Annotated in this window: 13 protein-coding genes and 16 tRNA genes; 1 reads left to right on the top strand and 28 read right to left on the bottom strand. The window is 46.0% G+C overall.

Features of this window, described 5'->3' with window-relative positions; genetic code table 11:
• Positions 1 to 3 precede the first annotated feature (3 nt).
• Positions 4 to 528: a molybdopterin-guanine dinucleotide biosynthesis protein B gene (gene mobB / locus V8F51_RS22435; protein ID WP_337102731.1), complete on the top strand. Its 525-nt coding sequence runs from the start codon at positions 4 to 6 to the stop codon at positions 526 to 528.
• Positions 529 to 532: 4 nt separating this feature from the next.
• Here the strand turns inward: mobB and V8F51_RS22430 are convergent, their stop codons facing one another.
• From V8F51_RS22430 to V8F51_RS22295, 28 genes are all read right to left on the bottom strand, one after another.
• Entirely contained in the window at positions 533 to 1201 is a 669-nt protein-coding gene (locus V8F51_RS22430; RefSeq protein WP_337102730.1) for a response regulator transcription factor, read from the bottom strand.
• 90 nt (positions 1202 to 1291) lie between these two features.
• On the bottom strand, positions 1292 to 2275 hold the full coding sequence (locus V8F51_RS22425) for a sensor histidine kinase (protein ID WP_337102729.1): 984 nt from the start codon (positions 2273 to 2275) through the stop codon (positions 1292 to 1294).
• Between the two features lie 102 nt (positions 2276 to 2377).
• A complete protein-coding gene (locus V8F51_RS22420) occupies positions 2378 to 3091 on the bottom strand; it encodes a PspA/IM30 family protein (protein WP_337102728.1) in 714 nt (237 codons plus the stop codon).
• A gap of 4 nt (positions 3092 to 3095) precedes the next feature.
• Complete coding sequence (locus V8F51_RS22415; RefSeq protein WP_337102727.1) at positions 3096 to 3599, bottom strand: PspC domain-containing protein; 504 nt, start codon at positions 3597 to 3599, stop codon at positions 3096 to 3098.
• Positions 3596 to 4282: a PspA/IM30 family protein gene (locus tag V8F51_RS22410; RefSeq protein ID WP_337102726.1), complete on the bottom strand. Its 687-nt coding sequence runs from the start codon at positions 4280 to 4282 to the stop codon at positions 3596 to 3598. Before V8F51_RS22410 ends, V8F51_RS22415 begins: the two co-directional genes overlap by 4 nt.
• 37 nt (positions 4283 to 4319) lie before the next feature.
• Positions 4320 to 4613, bottom strand: coding sequence for a LiaF transmembrane domain-containing protein (locus V8F51_RS22405; protein WP_337102725.1), 294 nt, complete (start codon positions 4611 to 4613; stop codon positions 4320 to 4322).
• A 246-nt stretch (positions 4614 to 4859) separates the two neighbouring features.
• On the bottom strand, positions 4860 to 6434 hold the full coding sequence (locus V8F51_RS22400) for an ABC transporter substrate-binding protein (RefSeq protein WP_337102724.1): 1575 nt from the start codon (positions 6432 to 6434) through the stop codon (positions 4860 to 4862).
• 132 nt (positions 6435 to 6566) lie between these two features.
• Entirely contained in the window at positions 6567 to 8114 is a 1548-nt protein-coding gene (locus tag V8F51_RS22395) for an ABC transporter substrate-binding protein (protein ID WP_337102723.1), read from the bottom strand.
• An 82-nt stretch (positions 8115 to 8196) separates the two neighbouring features.
• Positions 8197 to 9129, bottom strand: a complete 933-nt coding sequence (locus V8F51_RS22390; RefSeq protein WP_337102722.1) for a carbohydrate ABC transporter permease — start codon at positions 9127 to 9129, stop codon at positions 8197 to 8199.
• A gap of 158 nt (positions 9130 to 9287) precedes the next feature.
• Positions 9288 to 10265, bottom strand: coding sequence for an ABC transporter permease (locus tag V8F51_RS22385; RefSeq protein ID WP_337102721.1), 978 nt, complete (start codon positions 10263 to 10265; stop codon positions 9288 to 9290).
• 116 nt (positions 10266 to 10381) lie between these two features.
• Entirely contained in the window at positions 10382 to 11995 is a 1614-nt protein-coding gene (locus tag V8F51_RS22380) for a helix-turn-helix domain-containing protein (RefSeq protein ID WP_337102720.1), read from the bottom strand.
• A complete protein-coding gene (locus V8F51_RS22375; RefSeq protein WP_337102719.1) occupies positions 11988 to 13739 on the bottom strand; it encodes a sensor histidine kinase in 1752 nt (583 codons plus the stop codon). Before V8F51_RS22375 ends, V8F51_RS22380 begins: the two co-directional genes overlap by 8 nt.
• A 156-nt stretch (positions 13740 to 13895) precedes the next feature.
• A tRNA-Leu gene (locus tag V8F51_RS22370) sits at positions 13896 to 13977 on the bottom strand.
• A gap of 17 nt (positions 13978 to 13994) precedes the next feature.
• Positions 13995 to 14071 (bottom strand) — tRNA-Arg (locus V8F51_RS22365).
• An 18-nt stretch (positions 14072 to 14089) separates the two neighbouring features.
• A tRNA-Cys gene (locus V8F51_RS22360) sits at positions 14090 to 14163 on the bottom strand.
• A gap of 10 nt (positions 14164 to 14173) precedes the next feature.
• A tRNA-Gly gene (locus tag V8F51_RS22355) sits at positions 14174 to 14248 on the bottom strand.
• A 7-nt stretch (positions 14249 to 14255) separates the two neighbouring features.
• Positions 14256 to 14330 (bottom strand) — tRNA-Gln (locus V8F51_RS22350).
• Positions 14331 to 14361: 31 nt separating this feature from the next.
• Positions 14362 to 14437 (bottom strand) — tRNA-His (locus V8F51_RS22345).
• An 18-nt stretch (positions 14438 to 14455) separates the two neighbouring features.
• A tRNA-Trp gene (locus tag V8F51_RS22340) sits at positions 14456 to 14529 on the bottom strand.
• Between the two features lie 10 nt (positions 14530 to 14539).
• Positions 14540 to 14623 (bottom strand) — tRNA-Tyr (locus V8F51_RS22335).
• Between the two features lie 3 nt (positions 14624 to 14626).
• Positions 14627 to 14702 (bottom strand) — tRNA-Thr (locus V8F51_RS22330).
• Between the two features lie 34 nt (positions 14703 to 14736).
• Positions 14737 to 14812: transfer RNA gene (locus V8F51_RS22325), tRNA-Phe, on the bottom strand.
• Between the two features lie 12 nt (positions 14813 to 14824).
• Positions 14825 to 14901, bottom strand: a tRNA-Asp gene (locus V8F51_RS22320).
• Between the two features lie 35 nt (positions 14902 to 14936).
• Positions 14937 to 15013: transfer RNA gene (locus tag V8F51_RS22315), tRNA-Met, on the bottom strand.
• Between the two features lie 17 nt (positions 15014 to 15030).
• Positions 15031 to 15106, bottom strand: a tRNA-Val gene (locus V8F51_RS22310).
• An 85-nt stretch (positions 15107 to 15191) separates the two neighbouring features.
• Positions 15192 to 15266, bottom strand: a tRNA-Glu gene (locus V8F51_RS22305).
• 5 nt (positions 15267 to 15271) lie between these two features.
• A tRNA-Ser gene (locus V8F51_RS22300) sits at positions 15272 to 15362 on the bottom strand.
• 4 nt (positions 15363 to 15366) lie between these two features.
• Positions 15367 to 15442: transfer RNA gene (locus V8F51_RS22295), tRNA-Asn, on the bottom strand.
• Positions 15443 to 15581: the final 139 nt, after the last annotated feature.

Below are 15581 nucleotides of genomic sequence, written 5' to 3'. Positions count from 1 at the left end.
GTAATGAACAACATTCATCCAAGGCAACTTATCATCCAAATCGTCGGATACAAAAATACCGGCAAAACCACGATGGTTTGCCGGTTAACGGAATTGTTCAAGCAAGCAGGTTATGTTGTCGGCACCATCAAGCATGATGCCCATCATTTTCAAATGGATACGCCAGGTACAGATACATGGAAGCATCAGCAAGCTGGAGCGGATATAACCGCCATCACGTCCCCTGAAGGAACGGCCATACTCAAATCACACTCTGAGCCGTTAGAGCAGCTCATCGCGCAAATGCCCGAAGCCGGTGTCATCTTGATCGAAGGGTTCAAGCTTGCCTCCTATCCGAAGCTAGTGCTCCTGCGAACGCTGGAAGATCTTCCTCTTCTAGAGCTGACTTCGATTATCGGCATTGCGGCATGGCCGGAAGCAGCCGCGTCAATTGACGGCAATCGCCTTCACGCACCGCTCTTCGACATCAATCATAACGAACTTTTATTTCAATTCATTCTGCAAAAATATAAATTTCCTGCTACATAATAAATTAATCAGCAATTCCTTGCTTATGCGCGTAGATAGCTGCTTGCGTTCGATCCTCTACTTCGAGCTTATTGAAGATGTTCGTAATATGGAACTTGACGGTCTTCACGCCAATGAACAGCTCGTCAGCAATCTCTTGATTGGACATTCCTTGCGCCACACGCTTAAGAACATCCATCTCCCGTTCCGTCAGTTCCTCGTACAGCGGCGCTTGCTCCTGCTGCTTCGGCTGGCGGAATCGATTCATCATCTTCGCCGCAACCTGCGACTCCAATACGGACTGGCCCCGTGCCGCAGCGCGAATCGCATCGGCGATCTCGTTCGCGCGCGATGTCTTCAGCAGGTAGCTGAATGCGCCTGCTTCAATAACCGGATATAGCTTGCTGTCGTCCAAATAACTCGTAAGCACGATAACCTTGCAATCCGGATACAGCTCAAGAAGCTTGGCTGTCGTCTCCACGCCGTCCATGCCGTCCATGACAAGATCCATCAGCACGACGTCAGGCCGATAAGCCTGCGCTAGCCGAATGCCATCCATTCCGTTGCTCGCTTCACCAACTACCTCAATGCCATCCTCTGTATCAAGCACAGCCGCAAGTCCGATGCGCACCATCTCATGATCATCCACAAGAAGCACCTTGATCGGCTGGCTCAATTGCTCAACTGCCTCCATACTTACACCGCCTTTATCTCTCTAAAATATATACATGCCTTGCCTCTGCCTGCAACCGTTAATTTCACATATTCAATCAGACTCCACCGCTTAAGCTGGCACCCAGATGAGGATATGAGTCCCTTCGCCGGTTCTCGAAGTCATCTTAAGCGAACCGCCAAGCTCATTCACCCGCTCCTCCATCGTGAGCAGCCCGTAGGAAGTCTGCTTCTTCGCTTCCAGATCGAAGCCTATGCCGCTGTCGCTGATGCTCATCTGCACGCCGCCGTCACTGCGCAGCAGTCTAATATCCATACGTTCCGCCTTCGAATGGCGAAGCGTATTCGAGAGCGCCTCCTGCGCAATGCGGAATAAGTGATCCTCCGCTTGCGGATTCAGCACAATCGACTCATCGACCTCGAGCGTAATCGCGATTGGCACTTTCTGCAGCAATTCATCTACAAGCGCAGACAGCGCTTGTCCTAGGTTTTTGCCGTCCAGATGGACGGGCCGCAGATGCAGCAGCAAAGCTCTCATCTCGGACTGGGCAACCGCTGCCATCTCCTCGATCAGCTGTACCTGACGCTTGGCGCGACTCCAATCGCGCTCGATCGTACGGCTCACAGCTGTCGCCGTCATCGAGATTGCGAACAGCTGCTGGCTTACCGCATCGTGAAGCTCGCGGGCCAGCCGCTGCCGCTCCTCGATAACGGCGGAGAACTTGACCTTCGCCGTCCACGCCGGATCGGGCTGAGCCTGCTCGCTCATCTCGCGCGTCGCTTGTTCTTCATTATCGAGCGTCACATTGAACCGGCGCTTCATTTGCTGCTCAGTCAGCCTCTTGATCGCTTCCTTCAGCTTCGAATTTTGCAAATACCCGTTAATCGCCGCCGCCGCCAGCGCCACTCCGATCACTATAAGACCGATAATTGCCCACTTGCCATGAAGGGTGAACAGCTCTACATAACCAATCCCTTGCAGCATAATAACAACCAAGCTGACTATGATGAGAAGCCACAGTATAGTCTCCGTTATTTTCCGCTTGCGGGCTGTATGATGGGTATCGTTACTGTTGCTTGGCTTCTCTCGCTCCATTCAGCTCACATCCTCTATGTAACAGTATATCCTTTCATGCATACAAGCAAGAAGAGCAGACCGTTATGATACGGTCCGCTTCTTCTTACTCGAAGATGAATCCTATTCTTCTGTTGCTTCCTTCGTCAGGCTTGGTGCGCTAGTAGCGCCGAGCTTAGCTTTCAGTGCTTCAAGCTGCTCGTCAACCTTATGCTTCTTCTCGAGATCAGCTGCAGTTACAGTAAGCGTCTGGCCGCTAGCGCCATATGGCGTACGAAGCACGTCAGCTTCCGCTTCCAGTTGCAAAATCTTCTCTTCCATCCGGTAGAAGCCGCGTGATGCTGTGCCGCTGTCAATCGTATGGTTGGAAGCAAGCTGAGCCATTTGCTTCTGAGCTTTCGCTACTTGAGCACGGGATGCAAGCTCATTGCGCTTGTTGCGAAGCTGGTAGAACTCATCCTTCATTGTATGAAGCTGTTGCATCAAGCCGTCCGCTTGCGTCTTAGCTTGTGCATGAAGCTCTGTGTATTCGCCAACCTTTTGGTCGAAGTACAGCTTCTCTTCAAGCAGCTTGCGGGCAAGCTCCTCTTGACCTGCGCGAAGCGCTGCCTCTGCTTTCGATTCGCGGTCGCCTACGTTGCGGATCGTCTCTTCGAGACGCTGCTTCATGCGGCGCTCATTCGCCATTTGCTTCGCAACTGTTACTTCTGCTTGATGAATCTCGGATTCCATATCACGCAGGTATTGGTTAAGCATAATAACCGGATCTTCTATTTTATCAAGCGCCTCGTTTACTGTTGCCTTCGTCATATCTTTCATGCGTTTGAAAATTCCCATTTTGTTATTCTCCCTTCTCGTATTTAGCTAGTTTGGCTTTCAGTTCCTCAATTTCGCGACGGAGCGCTTTTTTCTCCAAATCATCCATCATGCTATCGAACTGCGAGTTAGCCGCAGGTGCAACACTAGGTTGCGGTCCGTTCCATGCTCCCGGCTGTTGCGGCGGGTTTTTGTATGGACCACCGTAGCTTGGGGGCGTGCCGAATGGAGAGTTGCCATTTCCGCCGAAGTTATTATTGAATCCGCCTTGATTATAGTTGCCTTGGTTGAATCCGCCGCCATAACCGTTATTGAAACCATGCGGGCCGTAATCCGAGTAGATCGGCGGCTCTTTCGGTACGACGAGCACTGCGATCAAGTAGATCAGAATCGGTGCGCCGCCTGACAAGATCGTCACAACAACTAGCAGAATCCGCAACAGTGTAGCATCGACATTGAGCATTCTTGCTAATCCGCCGCATAGGCCGAAGAGCATTTTCTCCTGTCTCGATCGGTACAGTTTTTTCAAGACGTCCAACCTTCCTTCTCAAGCTTCCGTTTTAATTGCTGAAGCTCCCTTTCTATAACGGACTGAACCGTGCTGCCCGCTTCGGATAGGAACTCCTGTCCCATTCTGCGAACATCGCGCAAGCTCTTTGCTTCCTGCTCCATATCGCTGATGCGATCCTCGAGCCTTCTGAACACCGCGCCAGGCTGAACGCCTTGCTCGCCATAAGCGCCGGCGTACCGGCTGTTCATCCGCTGCTGAAGTCTTAGCGACTCCATCCGTGCAGCGTAATATTCACGCTTGTCGTATACCGTCTGATACTCGCTTCGCATTTGGCGAAGCTGCTCTTCAAGATCGATTGTATTTTGTCTGCTTTGCTCGAACAGCTCACGATACTGATTCGAGCGCTCCTCGCAGCTCGCTTTCTCATGCAACGCAATTCGTGCAAGCTGTTCCTCTCCAGCTTTCAGTGCAGTCAGAGCTTGCTGTTCGCGCCGCTCCTTCTGTTGCTCGGCTTGCAGCCACTGTGCCTTTAGGTGGTTGCTATGACCAGCGTATTGCTGGTAAAGCTTCTCTGCTTGAATAATGTCTTCCCGCGTCGACCATAGGAACTGATCAATCAATCGAACCGGGTCTTCCGATTTCTCTAATCTTTCATTCAAGGTAGCGACTGTTATGTCGCGTACACGCTTCATAATGCTCATCTATTGCACCCTCCTATCTATAAATCATCGCTATCTATTAATAGCCGTGTCTGCTTTTCTTAACCATCGATACGCCCCATACGATCGCACCAACCGCAAGGAGGAGCATCAGGATGCCGCCCAGTTTGCCTAGTAGCATAAGTCCACCGATTGCAGCAAGTACACCGCCGATAATTTTCTTCCCGTTCACCCAGCCTAGAATACCGAAGCCGATTAGAATGAATGGAAGCAGGAGACCGAGTATCGCTCCGAAGTTGATGCCGATAAACTTAAGTATTGCAATCCCGCCGACTGCCACTAGCAGGACGCCTAATGCGCTTTTTCCGTTCATAGCTTAGTTCACCTCTTTCTACGATTTTTTTTGGTTTGTTTCATTAATTCTGTGCTGCATTTGTATTGCTCTTGCCTATGTACTTAGTTTAGGTTTTTTTTCAATCGGTTAAAACGGACTTTCGGCGGTTTCTGCACTAGACCTTAGTCGAGTAAACTCCCCGTCCCATGGGGCAAACTATCTTTAAATGCTCTCTTAACAGAAAAATGCTGACCAAGCTATTACGGCAAGGGTCAGCACCTCCGTTTATTTATTCGCAAGAAACGTATCGAATTGAGCCTGCTTTTCCGCAATAATTTTCTCGATGCCCGCGGTTTTCAGCTTCTCTATATACTCGGGCAGAACCTTATCAATATCAACTGAGCCCGTTTCCAGAGCCGTTTGATATTGACGATCCACATTAACGACGGCCGCCACTTCGGCTCTCACAACTTCACCGTCAAATATGAATCCAAGTCCAGGCGACAGCTTTGCATTCTGATTAAATTCTCGGAAATTGACCCATTTATTTGGATCCTCAGTATCCCATAAATAGTTTAAATATTGATTGCCGATCATCCAGCTTGAACCCGGACTATATTGATTCGTTTTCTCGGTCGACTTAATTATATTTTCACCAACCTTGAGGTAGTGCTCACCTTCAATTCCAAAGTTGATTAGATTATTTACGTATGCATCGGTATGAAGCAAATTAATAAACATCATCGCTCGCGCCGGGTCGGGCGAGGTTGAAGATATAGCCAGCATAGCGCCTGCCGTTTCCGCCGTTGCGATCGTTTTGGTATTCAGCTCCAATTGGGCAAGTTTCCCGCTTAATCCGATTTGGTAGGCTACCTCGGCATCCTTTCCCGGTTTAAGAGAAGCGGTTGTCGAGAACACCTCTCCGGATTTTAATGCATCGGTATTCATGATCTGATTGGTTGCCGCGTCGCTGTTAATGTACCCTTTCTTGAAATAATCGCGCGTAATTCGTAATGTTTCTACATATCTTTCAAGCTCATAATTCGGTAAAACCTTCGTACTGTCGCCATCCTTCAATATAATGCCTGGAATAGAGGTGTCGCCAAGAGCATCGTAACTTCCGATGTAATGCGAATTAAACGTTTCACCCATCTTCATGTACAACGGGACCATACCAGGCTTCTTCTCAAGTATCGTTTGATACACGGAATCCAAGTCTGCTAATGTTTTCACCTTTGACATGTCTATGCCAAGTTCATTCGCAATATCAACACGGTATAAAATGCCGCCTTGCGCAGCTAACTCCTTATTCGTCGGAACAGCATAGTTTTTCCCGTCTATTTTGGATCCTTCCAAAAATATCGTGTCGAGTGTCGCCAATATGCCTTGACCATATTGATCTAAGAGCTCCGCAATGTCTAGAAAAGCGCCTTTCGAAGCGTTTAACGCATACTTGCTCCACTGCGCGGTGAATATAATATCAACCTTCTCGCGGGAAGCAACCATCAAATTAATGTTGTCATCCCAAGATCCCCAATCAATCGGAACAAGATCAATCTGCGCGTTTATTTTATCCTTTAAATAAATATTCAGCGCTTCTTCTACTTTCTTTTCATCCGGCTGGGGCGAACTTGGATAGACGAACCTTAACGTGTAAGGCTCTAATTGCGAATTTGAGCGATCTTCTTTTGCATTCGGTTCATTTGAAGCGCTTTCAGAATTGCCTTCATTATTGATTCCTTTCCTTAACTTATTGCCTGTTTCACTATTATCCAAGCCCCTAGTGCATCCGCTTAACAAAATCATAATAACAAAAACAATCATCGGCGCTCGAAATTTATGGCTAATCCTTCGGGTCATAGTCGAATAATCCCCCTAAACAGATGACGATTTGTATTTGTTAGTTTAATTGTATGGAATGCATAAGAAAATGCAAGCACAAAAAAACCGCACCCTTTAGAAAAGGCGCGGCTTTCTTGACCTAAGCGACGATTATTTAGTTGCAAGGAATGCGTCGAATTGCTTCTGTTTCTCAGCGATTACTTTGTCAACGCCTGCTTCCTTAAGCTTTGCTTCATACTCAGGAAGTATTTTATCAACATCAACCGAGCCTGTTTCAAGTGCTCTTTGGTACTGCTTAATCACGTTCGCTAGCGCGCCGACCTCAGACTTCACTGGCTCACTATCAAATACGAAGCCAAGTGCTGGGGATACTTTGCCGCCTTCGTTAAACTCTTTGAATTTTGCCCATTTGTCTGGATCCTCAGTATCCCATACATAGTTGAGGAATTGGCTGCCGAACATCCAAGCCGCGCCTGGGTTATAGTTAGGCGTTTTTTCAGTAGCTGTCATTATTTCGCCGTTGCGAGTGAAGTGTTCGCCTTCAATACCGAAGTTTAGAATATTGTTGATCTCTTTGTCCGTGTGAAGAAGGTTGATTAACATCATCGCACGAGCCGGATCTTTGGATGTGTTAGAAATACCTAACATCGAACCCGCAGTTTCAGATGTTGCAATCGTTTTTTCAGTCATCGTAATTTGCGCCAGTTTGCCCGTCAAATTAGATGCGCTTGCAATCTCAGCGTCTTTACCTGGTTTCATTGGTTCAACTGTAGAGAATACAGTGCCTGCTTTCCAAGCATCGCCTGAAGATACTTGTGTAGTAGCGGCATCCGCATTGATATAACCTTTCTTGAAGAAATCTCGTGTAAGGTTCAGGTATTCTTTGTAACGGTCCAGCTGTTCCATTGCAGTTACTGTTGTAGCGTCTGCATCCTTCAAGATTGCACCCGGAATCGTTGAATCGCCCAAGAAATCATAGTTTGCGAAGAAGTGTGAGTTAAATACCCCTGCCGTTGTATAAAGCGGCGTTAGATCAGGTCTTTTCTCTTTCACAATCGCATACACAGCATCAAGATCCTGCGGCGTTTTTACGTTTGTCATATCAATGCCAAGCTCATCCGTTACGTCTTTGCGGTATACGATACCGCCTGCGGCTGCCAGCTCTTTGTTAGTTGGAACGCCGAAGTTTTTACCGTTGATTTTCGCACCCGACAAGAATGCTGGGTCTAACGATTCTGTAATTCCTTTGCCATATTGATCGAGAAGATCATTAAGCTCTAAGAAAGCGCCTTTCCCAACGTTTTTGGCATGGCCGTTCCATTGAGCCGTAAAATAAATATCGACTTCTTCTTGCGAAGCGATCATGAGATTGACTTTATCATCCCAAGCGCCCCAATCGATTGGTCTAAGATCAATTGTTGCATTGATTTTTTCTGTTAGAAGCTTATTAAGAGCCTCTTCCACTTTTTTCTCGTCAGCCTGCGGAGTACCAGGATATACAAGTGAAATTTGATAAGGCTTCAATTCGGATTCGGGTGCTGCAGTTTCTTCCGATGCCGCTGGTGCTTTCGTAGCTTCATCCACTTTTGCCGGCTCGTTGTTGTTTTTTGCATTGTTGCCAGAACAAGCGGATACAATCAGTACAATGGCCAACATCATTAGGAGAAGCATAGAACTTTTTTGTTTACCTTGCTTCATAGCGGGTGGACCTCCCTAAAAAATTTAGTTTTATATGCTAAACCAGCATTGCTGGCTACAGCCCTAATTAGGCAACTTCTAATCAGCCTTTAACCGCACCTACAGTCAGTCCTTTTACGAAATACTTTTGGAAGAAAGGATACGCGAATACGATAGGACCAATCCCGATGACAACCATAGCCATACGAACCGTTTCACTTGGAAACCTGAACGATCCTCCAGCCGCCGTAATAGCTGCCGCTGCCGTACTGTTATTAGCAAGGAATTGGATGTTAAGCATCGTCTTGTACATTAAGTATTGAACGGTAATATTGCCGTCCTTCGTAATGAAGACTAGACTTAGAAACCAATCATTCCAATACGTAAGCGTTTGGAAAAGAGCGACTGTCGCCAATACCGGAAGTGATAACGGGATTACGATCTTATAGAAGATTGTCATCTCGCCCGCACCGTCAATCTTAGCCGACTCCAGAACAGCGCCAGGTATAGTCGTCTGGAAGAAGGTTCGGATGATAAGAACGAAGAAAGCGGCTACGAGCAGCGGCATAATGAGCGCCATCATCGTATCTTTTAGATCGAGAAGACGCGCGTAGACCAAATACCATGGCACAAGTCCGCCCGTGAAAAGCATCGTTAAAAATACGAAGAAGGTAAAGAACTTAGCATGCGGAAAATCCGTTCTCGAAATCGGATAGGCGTACAGAGCCATCATAATTAAACTTAACGCCGTTCCAGCAATCGTTACTAGAATAGAAACTCCATAGGAACGAATGATTTGCCTTGCATCCTTAAACAGAAACTCATAGGCCCCCAAATCGAACTTAGAAGGTATGAATTTATAGCCTTCTGCGATGACCGTCGATTCATCTGATATCGATATCATGATGATCAAGAAGAGAGGTATGATGCAAAGAAGAGAATAAATAATGAAGAAAATATTAATTCCTAGAGAAGCCGGTCCCGACAATTGATTTTTCGGATTGGATGTACTCGGTATTTTTTCAGCTGCTTCCATAGGTTCACCTCCAAAGGATTTACGTGGTTCAGTTCACGTTAAGTATGTTTGCTCGTTCAAGCGTAAACGGCTGTCGCCGTCCTTGGCGGCGTAAGCTAACGTTTCGCGGATGAAATATAAGTCAGTTTATAAGTGTGAAAGTAATAAAGTCTTATATTTTAAAATAATGCGTTCTCTTTGTCGATTCGTCTTACTACCCAGTTGGATAAAAAGACAAGAGTAAATCCTACAACCGACTGCAGCAAGCCTGCTGCGGATGATAATCCAATGTCCCCGACTGTTAGGAATGTACGGTATACATACGTATCAATGACATTCGTTACTGGGAATAGAACGCCTGATTCTCTTGGAACCTGGAAGAACAGCCCGAAATCCGCATTGAAAATTTTTCCGATTTGGAGCAGCGTCATAATTATAATGATTGGCGTGATAAGCGGGATCGTAATACTCGTTATTTGCTTCCACTTGGACGCGCCATCGATTGTTGCAGCTTCATAGTACTCGTCATCGATGCCGATAATGGCAGCCATATAGATAACCATGAAATACCCCATGCTTTTCCATGTATTCACAAGCGGTAAAATATAAGGCCATACGCTTTGCGTGAAATACCATTCTACTTTCTCAAGTCCGAGAGCAGGCAGCAGCGAAGTATTAAGAAAACCGTGCTGCTCGCTCAAAAATCCGAATACGAGATAGCTGATGACGACCATAGATAGAAAGTAAGGAAGAAACATAATCGTTTGATGCAGCTTGGCCAGAAATCTGTTCTTAATTTCATTGAGCATAATGGCAAACGCCAGTGGAAAGACCAAGTTAAGAATAATAAATCCTGAGTTATACAGGAGCGTATTCCGCGTAATAATCCACGCATCTGATGTTTTGAACAGGTATTCAAAGTTTTTGAGGCCACTCCAGTCGCTTCCCATTATGCCATCCGCATAATTGATGTTCTTAAACGCAATAATGATACCCAACATAGGGATGTAGTTGTTAAAAACAAGCAAAACGATTGCAGGCAACATCATAATATAGAACATCCAGTACTTACGAATTGTTTGCAAATGAAACCTCATACCAGCTTTTGATCTTGGGATGTAGGCGGTTGTTACCGCTTCCGAGGTTTGTCTCGCCATCGCCTTCCTCCTCCTCCTTATTCGTCTCTGTTTAACTTTCTTGTACCTAATTGTAATAAAAAAAAACGCCGACATCTGTCGGCGTTGTGACTGTATTAACGTTCGTGTGACTTTCTTTATACACCCTGGTATTTTTTGCGGTATTCCTGCGGAGTTAAGCCCGTCATTTTTTTGAACAGCTTGGAGAAATGAGAGAAGTTTGCGTAGCCAACGGCAACCGCGACATCGCTTACGCGATTATTTGTTTTCTCAAGCTCCATCCGCGCTTTCGTAATTCTAAGCTTTACTAGGTAATCCGTAAGGGAATAACCCGTTTCTCTCCGAAATAATCGCGATAAATAAGCAGGATTCAGATAAACGTTCTCCGCTGCTCGCTCTCGACTAAAGTCTTCGCCTAGATTCGCCTCCATATAACGTTGAACTTTCTCTACAGCCTGTGAAACATCCTTGCCGTTCTGATTCGCATAATCGGTCAGCTGCACGCTAAGCTGCTGTGCCCACGTTCGCATTCTGGTCAGCGATTTAAGCACATTCTCGCCAACCTCCCACTCACGATTCGTGAATACATCCGTCATCAGAACACCTTTTTTGTTGAACCATTGAAACAGCATATTCATAAAGCCGAAATAGAAGGAGGCCATATACGTATAGTCAACTTTGCTCTCCAGCATCTGATCAAAGCACTCATCGATACGCTTCGACAGCTGCTGCTGCTTTCCAGAATCAAGCAGCAATGCCCAATCGTCGAAATGAACCAATTGAAGATTATTCCCTTCAAGCTTTGGTTTGGTCTCTCGCTCCATAATAATAGCGCAAGTATCGCTTACATTGCTTCGCTCGAGCTCCAGCAGCGTACGAACTGCTGACCGTATTTGTTGTACAGTTCCGACTTCACCTATATAACAAGATAGATGGCAATGCAGAACAAGCTTGCATTGGTTAATGAATAACCTGCATCTCTCTTCTATTGCAGAAGAGGTCTCCTCCTGACCGTCCTGTCCCTTATACAAAATAGCATACATGATGCCGTTTCCATCCTGGACAATATGGCCTGAGGGGGTCGCGAGCACTAACTCCTCGGCAACATTTCTAATGCCGTAGGTCATGATCTCCTCGTCTCTAGCTGACCATTCCTCTCTCCACTGCTCTATGCTTATAAGCACAACTCTAATCCTACTATCCGCCTGTAGAGGCAGCGCATAGTTTTGCAACGCCGAATCGAGGTGCTCAGGCGCTCCTGAGTGACGATAATGCAATACATCCTGCCAAAATCGTTCGATCAAAATAGGCCTCTGTTTATTCCATTGCTCATAAAAGAGACTGTACGTGCTTTTAATTTTGGTGAGCTGCTCTAACTCTTTTACCTTATCAATCGCTCCATTGACGCAGGTTTTGAGTACACCGTGATCAATTGGCTTCAATAAGTACTCAAAACAATCCAACTGAACAGCCTGCTGCGCATATTTGAAATCAGCATGTCCGGTTAGAAAAATCGTTATGCTTGCTGGAGAATGCTCATTTACCCATTCTAATAGCTCGATACCGCTTTGATTGGGCATATCGATATCGGATATGACGATATGAATCGTATGCTCGGTAAGAATCGCTCTTGCCTCTTCCCCATCGTAAGCCGTGTATATATTGGCAATGGGAAGCTCAGACCAATCAATCCCCTTCTCAATCCCTCTTATTGCTATTTCCTCATCATCAACGATCAACAAATTATACAACTGATTTTTCCCCTTCCATTAACCGTGGAAATTTTATGATGACGACAGCACCGGTTCCTTCCGACTGATTGCTGAATGTAATCGACGCTCTTTCTCCATACAACAGCTCCAGCCTATGAATAACATTCGTTACGCCTAGTCCGGTTGTTTCAACCTGCTCCAACGGCTCTCTGCGAGTCAGCTTGGTCAGAACCTCATCGCTAAAGCCGCCCCCGTTATCGCTAATCGTCAGAGTGAATCCACTATCCTTTGTTACCTCAGCCGCAACTTTAATTTGGAACAGCTGCCTGCGATTTTTGAAGCCATGAATAATCGAGTTTTCCACAAAAGGCTGTACGGTCAATGCTGCAATCGGATAATTAAGTATCGTATCCACTCCCTCGAACGTACATTGAAGCTTATCGGGAAACCTCATTTTCTGAATCGTTATATAATTTTCGATATGCGATAACTCCTCCTTAAGCGTGATCGTATCCCGATTTGCTTTCATAATAAACCGGAAATAGTCCGCAAGGTGAAGCGACATATTTTTCACAGACTCTGTATCGTTCAATGCTGCAAGATTATAAATAATATTTAAGCTGTTCATATAGAAATGGGGGCTGATTTGAGCTTGCAGTTGTTTTAATTCACCCTGTTTTACACGAAGCTGCTCCTCATACACGTCAATTTTTAACGTTTTGATCTGTTCAGCCATTATGTTGAATGTATTTCCTAGAAACTCAAACTCCATCGTCTTGTTTTTTTTCAGTCTTACATCAAGCATGCCAAGTGAAATTTTCTTCATCCCTAGAATGAGCTCATGCAGCGGCTTGAAGAGCATATTCTGCATAAAAAATAAATAAATAAGTAAGATTGCAACAAATCCGATCGATGCAAATAACGTCATATTTCGGAAAAATAAAAGGTTGCGAAGCAGCGTTTCCTCCGGAATAACGACACGATACGCAATATCGAGCATATCGCTCATTCGATTCATGACGAGATACGTCTCTCCGGTTTTATGATCCGTCAACGACTCATACGGCTTCTCCGTCATTTCCTCCTTCAGATCAAGAGGCGCGAGGCTGCCAGTCAACGATTGAGTGAGATGATTCTCTTCATGAAAGTAGATGTCGTTAAAGCCAATATCACCGTCACTCCACTGAATGGTCAGCATATCGTTAATATCTTTTACTTTAATAATCGCTCCAACATACAGCCCCTCGGATACTTTAATAAAATTGATTAGAAAAAACTTCCCTTCTAATCGTTCGTCCTCTCTTACCTCCCATCTATGCTGATCGTTAAGCGCCATATCATTATTTACTGTGATATTGTCCATATGTGTTTTAATTATTTTTCTAGTATCATTGTACTCGCTGTCTGTTCCAAAAATAATATCGTCCTGATGATACAGGAAAACCGCGTCTATTAAGCTGTATACTCCAACATCGCGATTGAGCTTTGAATCGATTCTAATCTTGGTTAACGTATATCCGTCGCTGTCTCTAGGAAAAGACATGAGCAGCCCTATATCCGAATCGAGCACTGACATTTTGTATAAATAATCATTTATTTGAGATAAGTTGTTATCGGTTTGGCCTACGAAGATATCGAGTGTATTACGATACGTTTCGGATACCTTCTCTCTAACGATTTCTCTCGAGTAGCTGTTATTAATAAGCATAAATGTAACTACAGGAAGCATAACCGCCATAAACCCGATGATAAGACGAGATTTAATCGATTTGCCGAACTTCACGTGAATCCTCACTCCTGTCCGAACTGGGAATACCTAATATACTATCATTTAAAGCGTTTTCTTAATATCTATTATCCAAAAAAATCTCCATACATAATTTACACATAAAAAAAGCACTTAAGATCAATTGATCTTAAGTGCTTGTAGTTTCGTTAGTGGTGCCGGCGAGAGGACTCGAACCTCCACGGTTTCCCTCACGATTTTGAGTCGCGCGCGTCTGCCATTCCGCCACGCCGGCATATTCATTTGTAAAGATGGCGCGGCCTAAGAGATTCGAACTCCTGACCTTTTGATTCGTAGTCAAACGCTCTATCCAGCTGAGCTAAGGCCGCACATTTTTGAAACTATTGTGGAGGCGCCACCCAGACTCGAACTGGGGGTAGAGCTTTTGCAGAGCTCTGCCTTACCACTTGGCTATGGCGCCAAATAAAGATTGGAGCGGAAGACGGGAATCGAACCCGCGACCCTCGCCTTGGCAAGGCGATGCTCTACCGCTGAGCCACTTCCGCGAAACAATGGCTGGGGATTCAGGGATCGAACCTGAGAATGACGGAGTCAAAGTCCGTTGCCTTACCGCTTGGCTAATCCCCAACAAAGTGTAAAACCTAATTTTTGAAATTAATGGGGCGATCGAGGGGAATTGAACCCCCGAGTGTCGGATCCACAAACCGATGCGTTAACCACTTCGCCACGACCGCCATGTTAAGGTATTCAATTGGCAGGGGCAGCAGGAATTGAACCCACACCAAAGGTTTTGGAGACCTTTGTTCTACCTTTAAACTATGCCCCTAAGGTAAACTTGGTGGAGGATGATGGATTCGAACCACCGAACCGTGAGGAAGAGATTTACAGTCTCCCGCGTTTGGCCACTTCGCTAATCCTCCATGTGGTGCCGTCGAGAGGACTTGAACCCCCAACCTACTGATTACAAGTCAGTTGCTCTACCAATTGAGCTACAACGGCATATCCAATTGTTTCAGGTATTGCTAGTACATCATGGTGGCTCGGGACGGAATCGAACCGCCGACACGAGGATTTTCAGTCCTCTGCTCTACCGACTGAGCTACCGAGCCTGATGTTTGTAATGGCGGAGCTGACGGGATTCGAACCCGCGGTCTCCTGCGTGACAGGCAGGCATGTTAGGCCTCTACACCACAGCTCCACATCATATTCTCGGATCATTCCGAAGGTAAACATTGGTTGCGGGGGCAGGATTTGAACCTGCGGCCTTCGGGTTATGAGCCCGACGAGCTACCGGGCTGCTCCACCCCGCGTCGTTAAAAAGCTATAATGGTGGAGGATGACGGGATCGAACCGCCGACCCTCTGCTTGTAAGGCAGATGCTCTCCCAGCTGAGCTAATCCTCCATATCGTCTTGAGCGACTTTTATATCTTACCATAGGCTCAAGTCTTAAGTCAAGCACTTTTTTTTAAATCTTTTTGTAAAGAAGTTGGTGACCCGTAGGGGACTCGAACCCCTGTTACCTCCGTGAAAGGGAGGTGTCTTAACCACTTGACCAACGGGCCTTATATGGCAGAGAGGAAGGGATTCGAACCCTCGAGACCCGGTTAGAGCCTACACGATTTCCAATCGTGCTCCTTCGACCACTCGGACACCTCTCTACAATGGCTCCCCGAACAGGACTCGAACCTGTGACAACTCGATTAACAGTCGAGTGCTCTACCAACTGAGCTATCAGGGAATATAACAAGGCATTGCGCCCTGAAAACTGGATACGAAAGATAATGCTGCTGAACTTTAGCTGTTGCCTACAGGTTGTATGGACCATATAAGCCTTTTAGGATAAGCCCTCGACCGATTAGTATTCGTCAGCTACACAC

The organism is Paenibacillus sp. YIM B09110 (genome assembly GCF_037167145.1).
GTDB lineage: Bacteria > Bacillota > Bacilli > Paenibacillales > Paenibacillaceae > Pristimantibacillus.
The sequence above is the reverse complement of the archived record's forward strand: the minus strand, read 5'-3'. Positions and strand labels throughout refer to the sequence as shown.

Excerpts from the sequence above, each read along its gene's own strand:
- V8F51_RS22385 (WP_337102721.1), bottom strand. The coding sequence starts at position 10,265 with ATGGCGAGACAAACCTCGGAAGCGGTAACAACCGCCTACATCCCAAGA.
- V8F51_RS22400 (WP_337102724.1), bottom strand. The coding sequence starts at position 6,434 with ATGACCCGAAGGATTAGCCATAAATTTCGAGCGCCGATGATTGTTTTT.
- V8F51_RS22410 (WP_337102726.1), bottom strand. The coding sequence starts at position 4,282 with ATGAGCATTATGAAGCGTGTACGCGACATAACAGTCGCTACCTTGAAT.
- mobB (WP_337102731.1), top strand. The coding sequence starts at position 4 with ATGAACAACATTCATCCAAGGCAACTTATCATCCAAATCGTCGGATAC.
- V8F51_RS22405 (WP_337102725.1), bottom strand. The coding sequence starts at position 4,613 with ATGAACGGAAAAAGCGCATTAGGCGTCCTGCTAGTGGCAGTCGGCGGG.
- V8F51_RS22390 (WP_337102722.1), bottom strand. The coding sequence starts at position 9,129 with ATGGAAGCAGCTGAAAAAATACCGAGTACATCCAATCCGAAAAATCAA.
- V8F51_RS22425 (WP_337102729.1), bottom strand. The coding sequence starts at position 2,275 with ATGGAGCGAGAGAAGCCAAGCAACAGTAACGATACCCATCATACAGCC.
- V8F51_RS22430 (WP_337102730.1), bottom strand. The coding sequence starts at position 1,201 with ATGGAGGCAGTTGAGCAATTGAGCCAGCCGATCAAGGTGCTTCTTGTG.
- V8F51_RS22420 (WP_337102728.1), bottom strand. The coding sequence starts at position 3,091 with ATGGGAATTTTCAAACGCATGAAAGATATGACGAAGGCAACAGTAAAC.
- V8F51_RS22395 (WP_337102723.1), bottom strand. The coding sequence starts at position 8,114 with ATGAAGCAAGGTAAACAAAAAAGTTCTATGCTTCTCCTAATGATGTTG.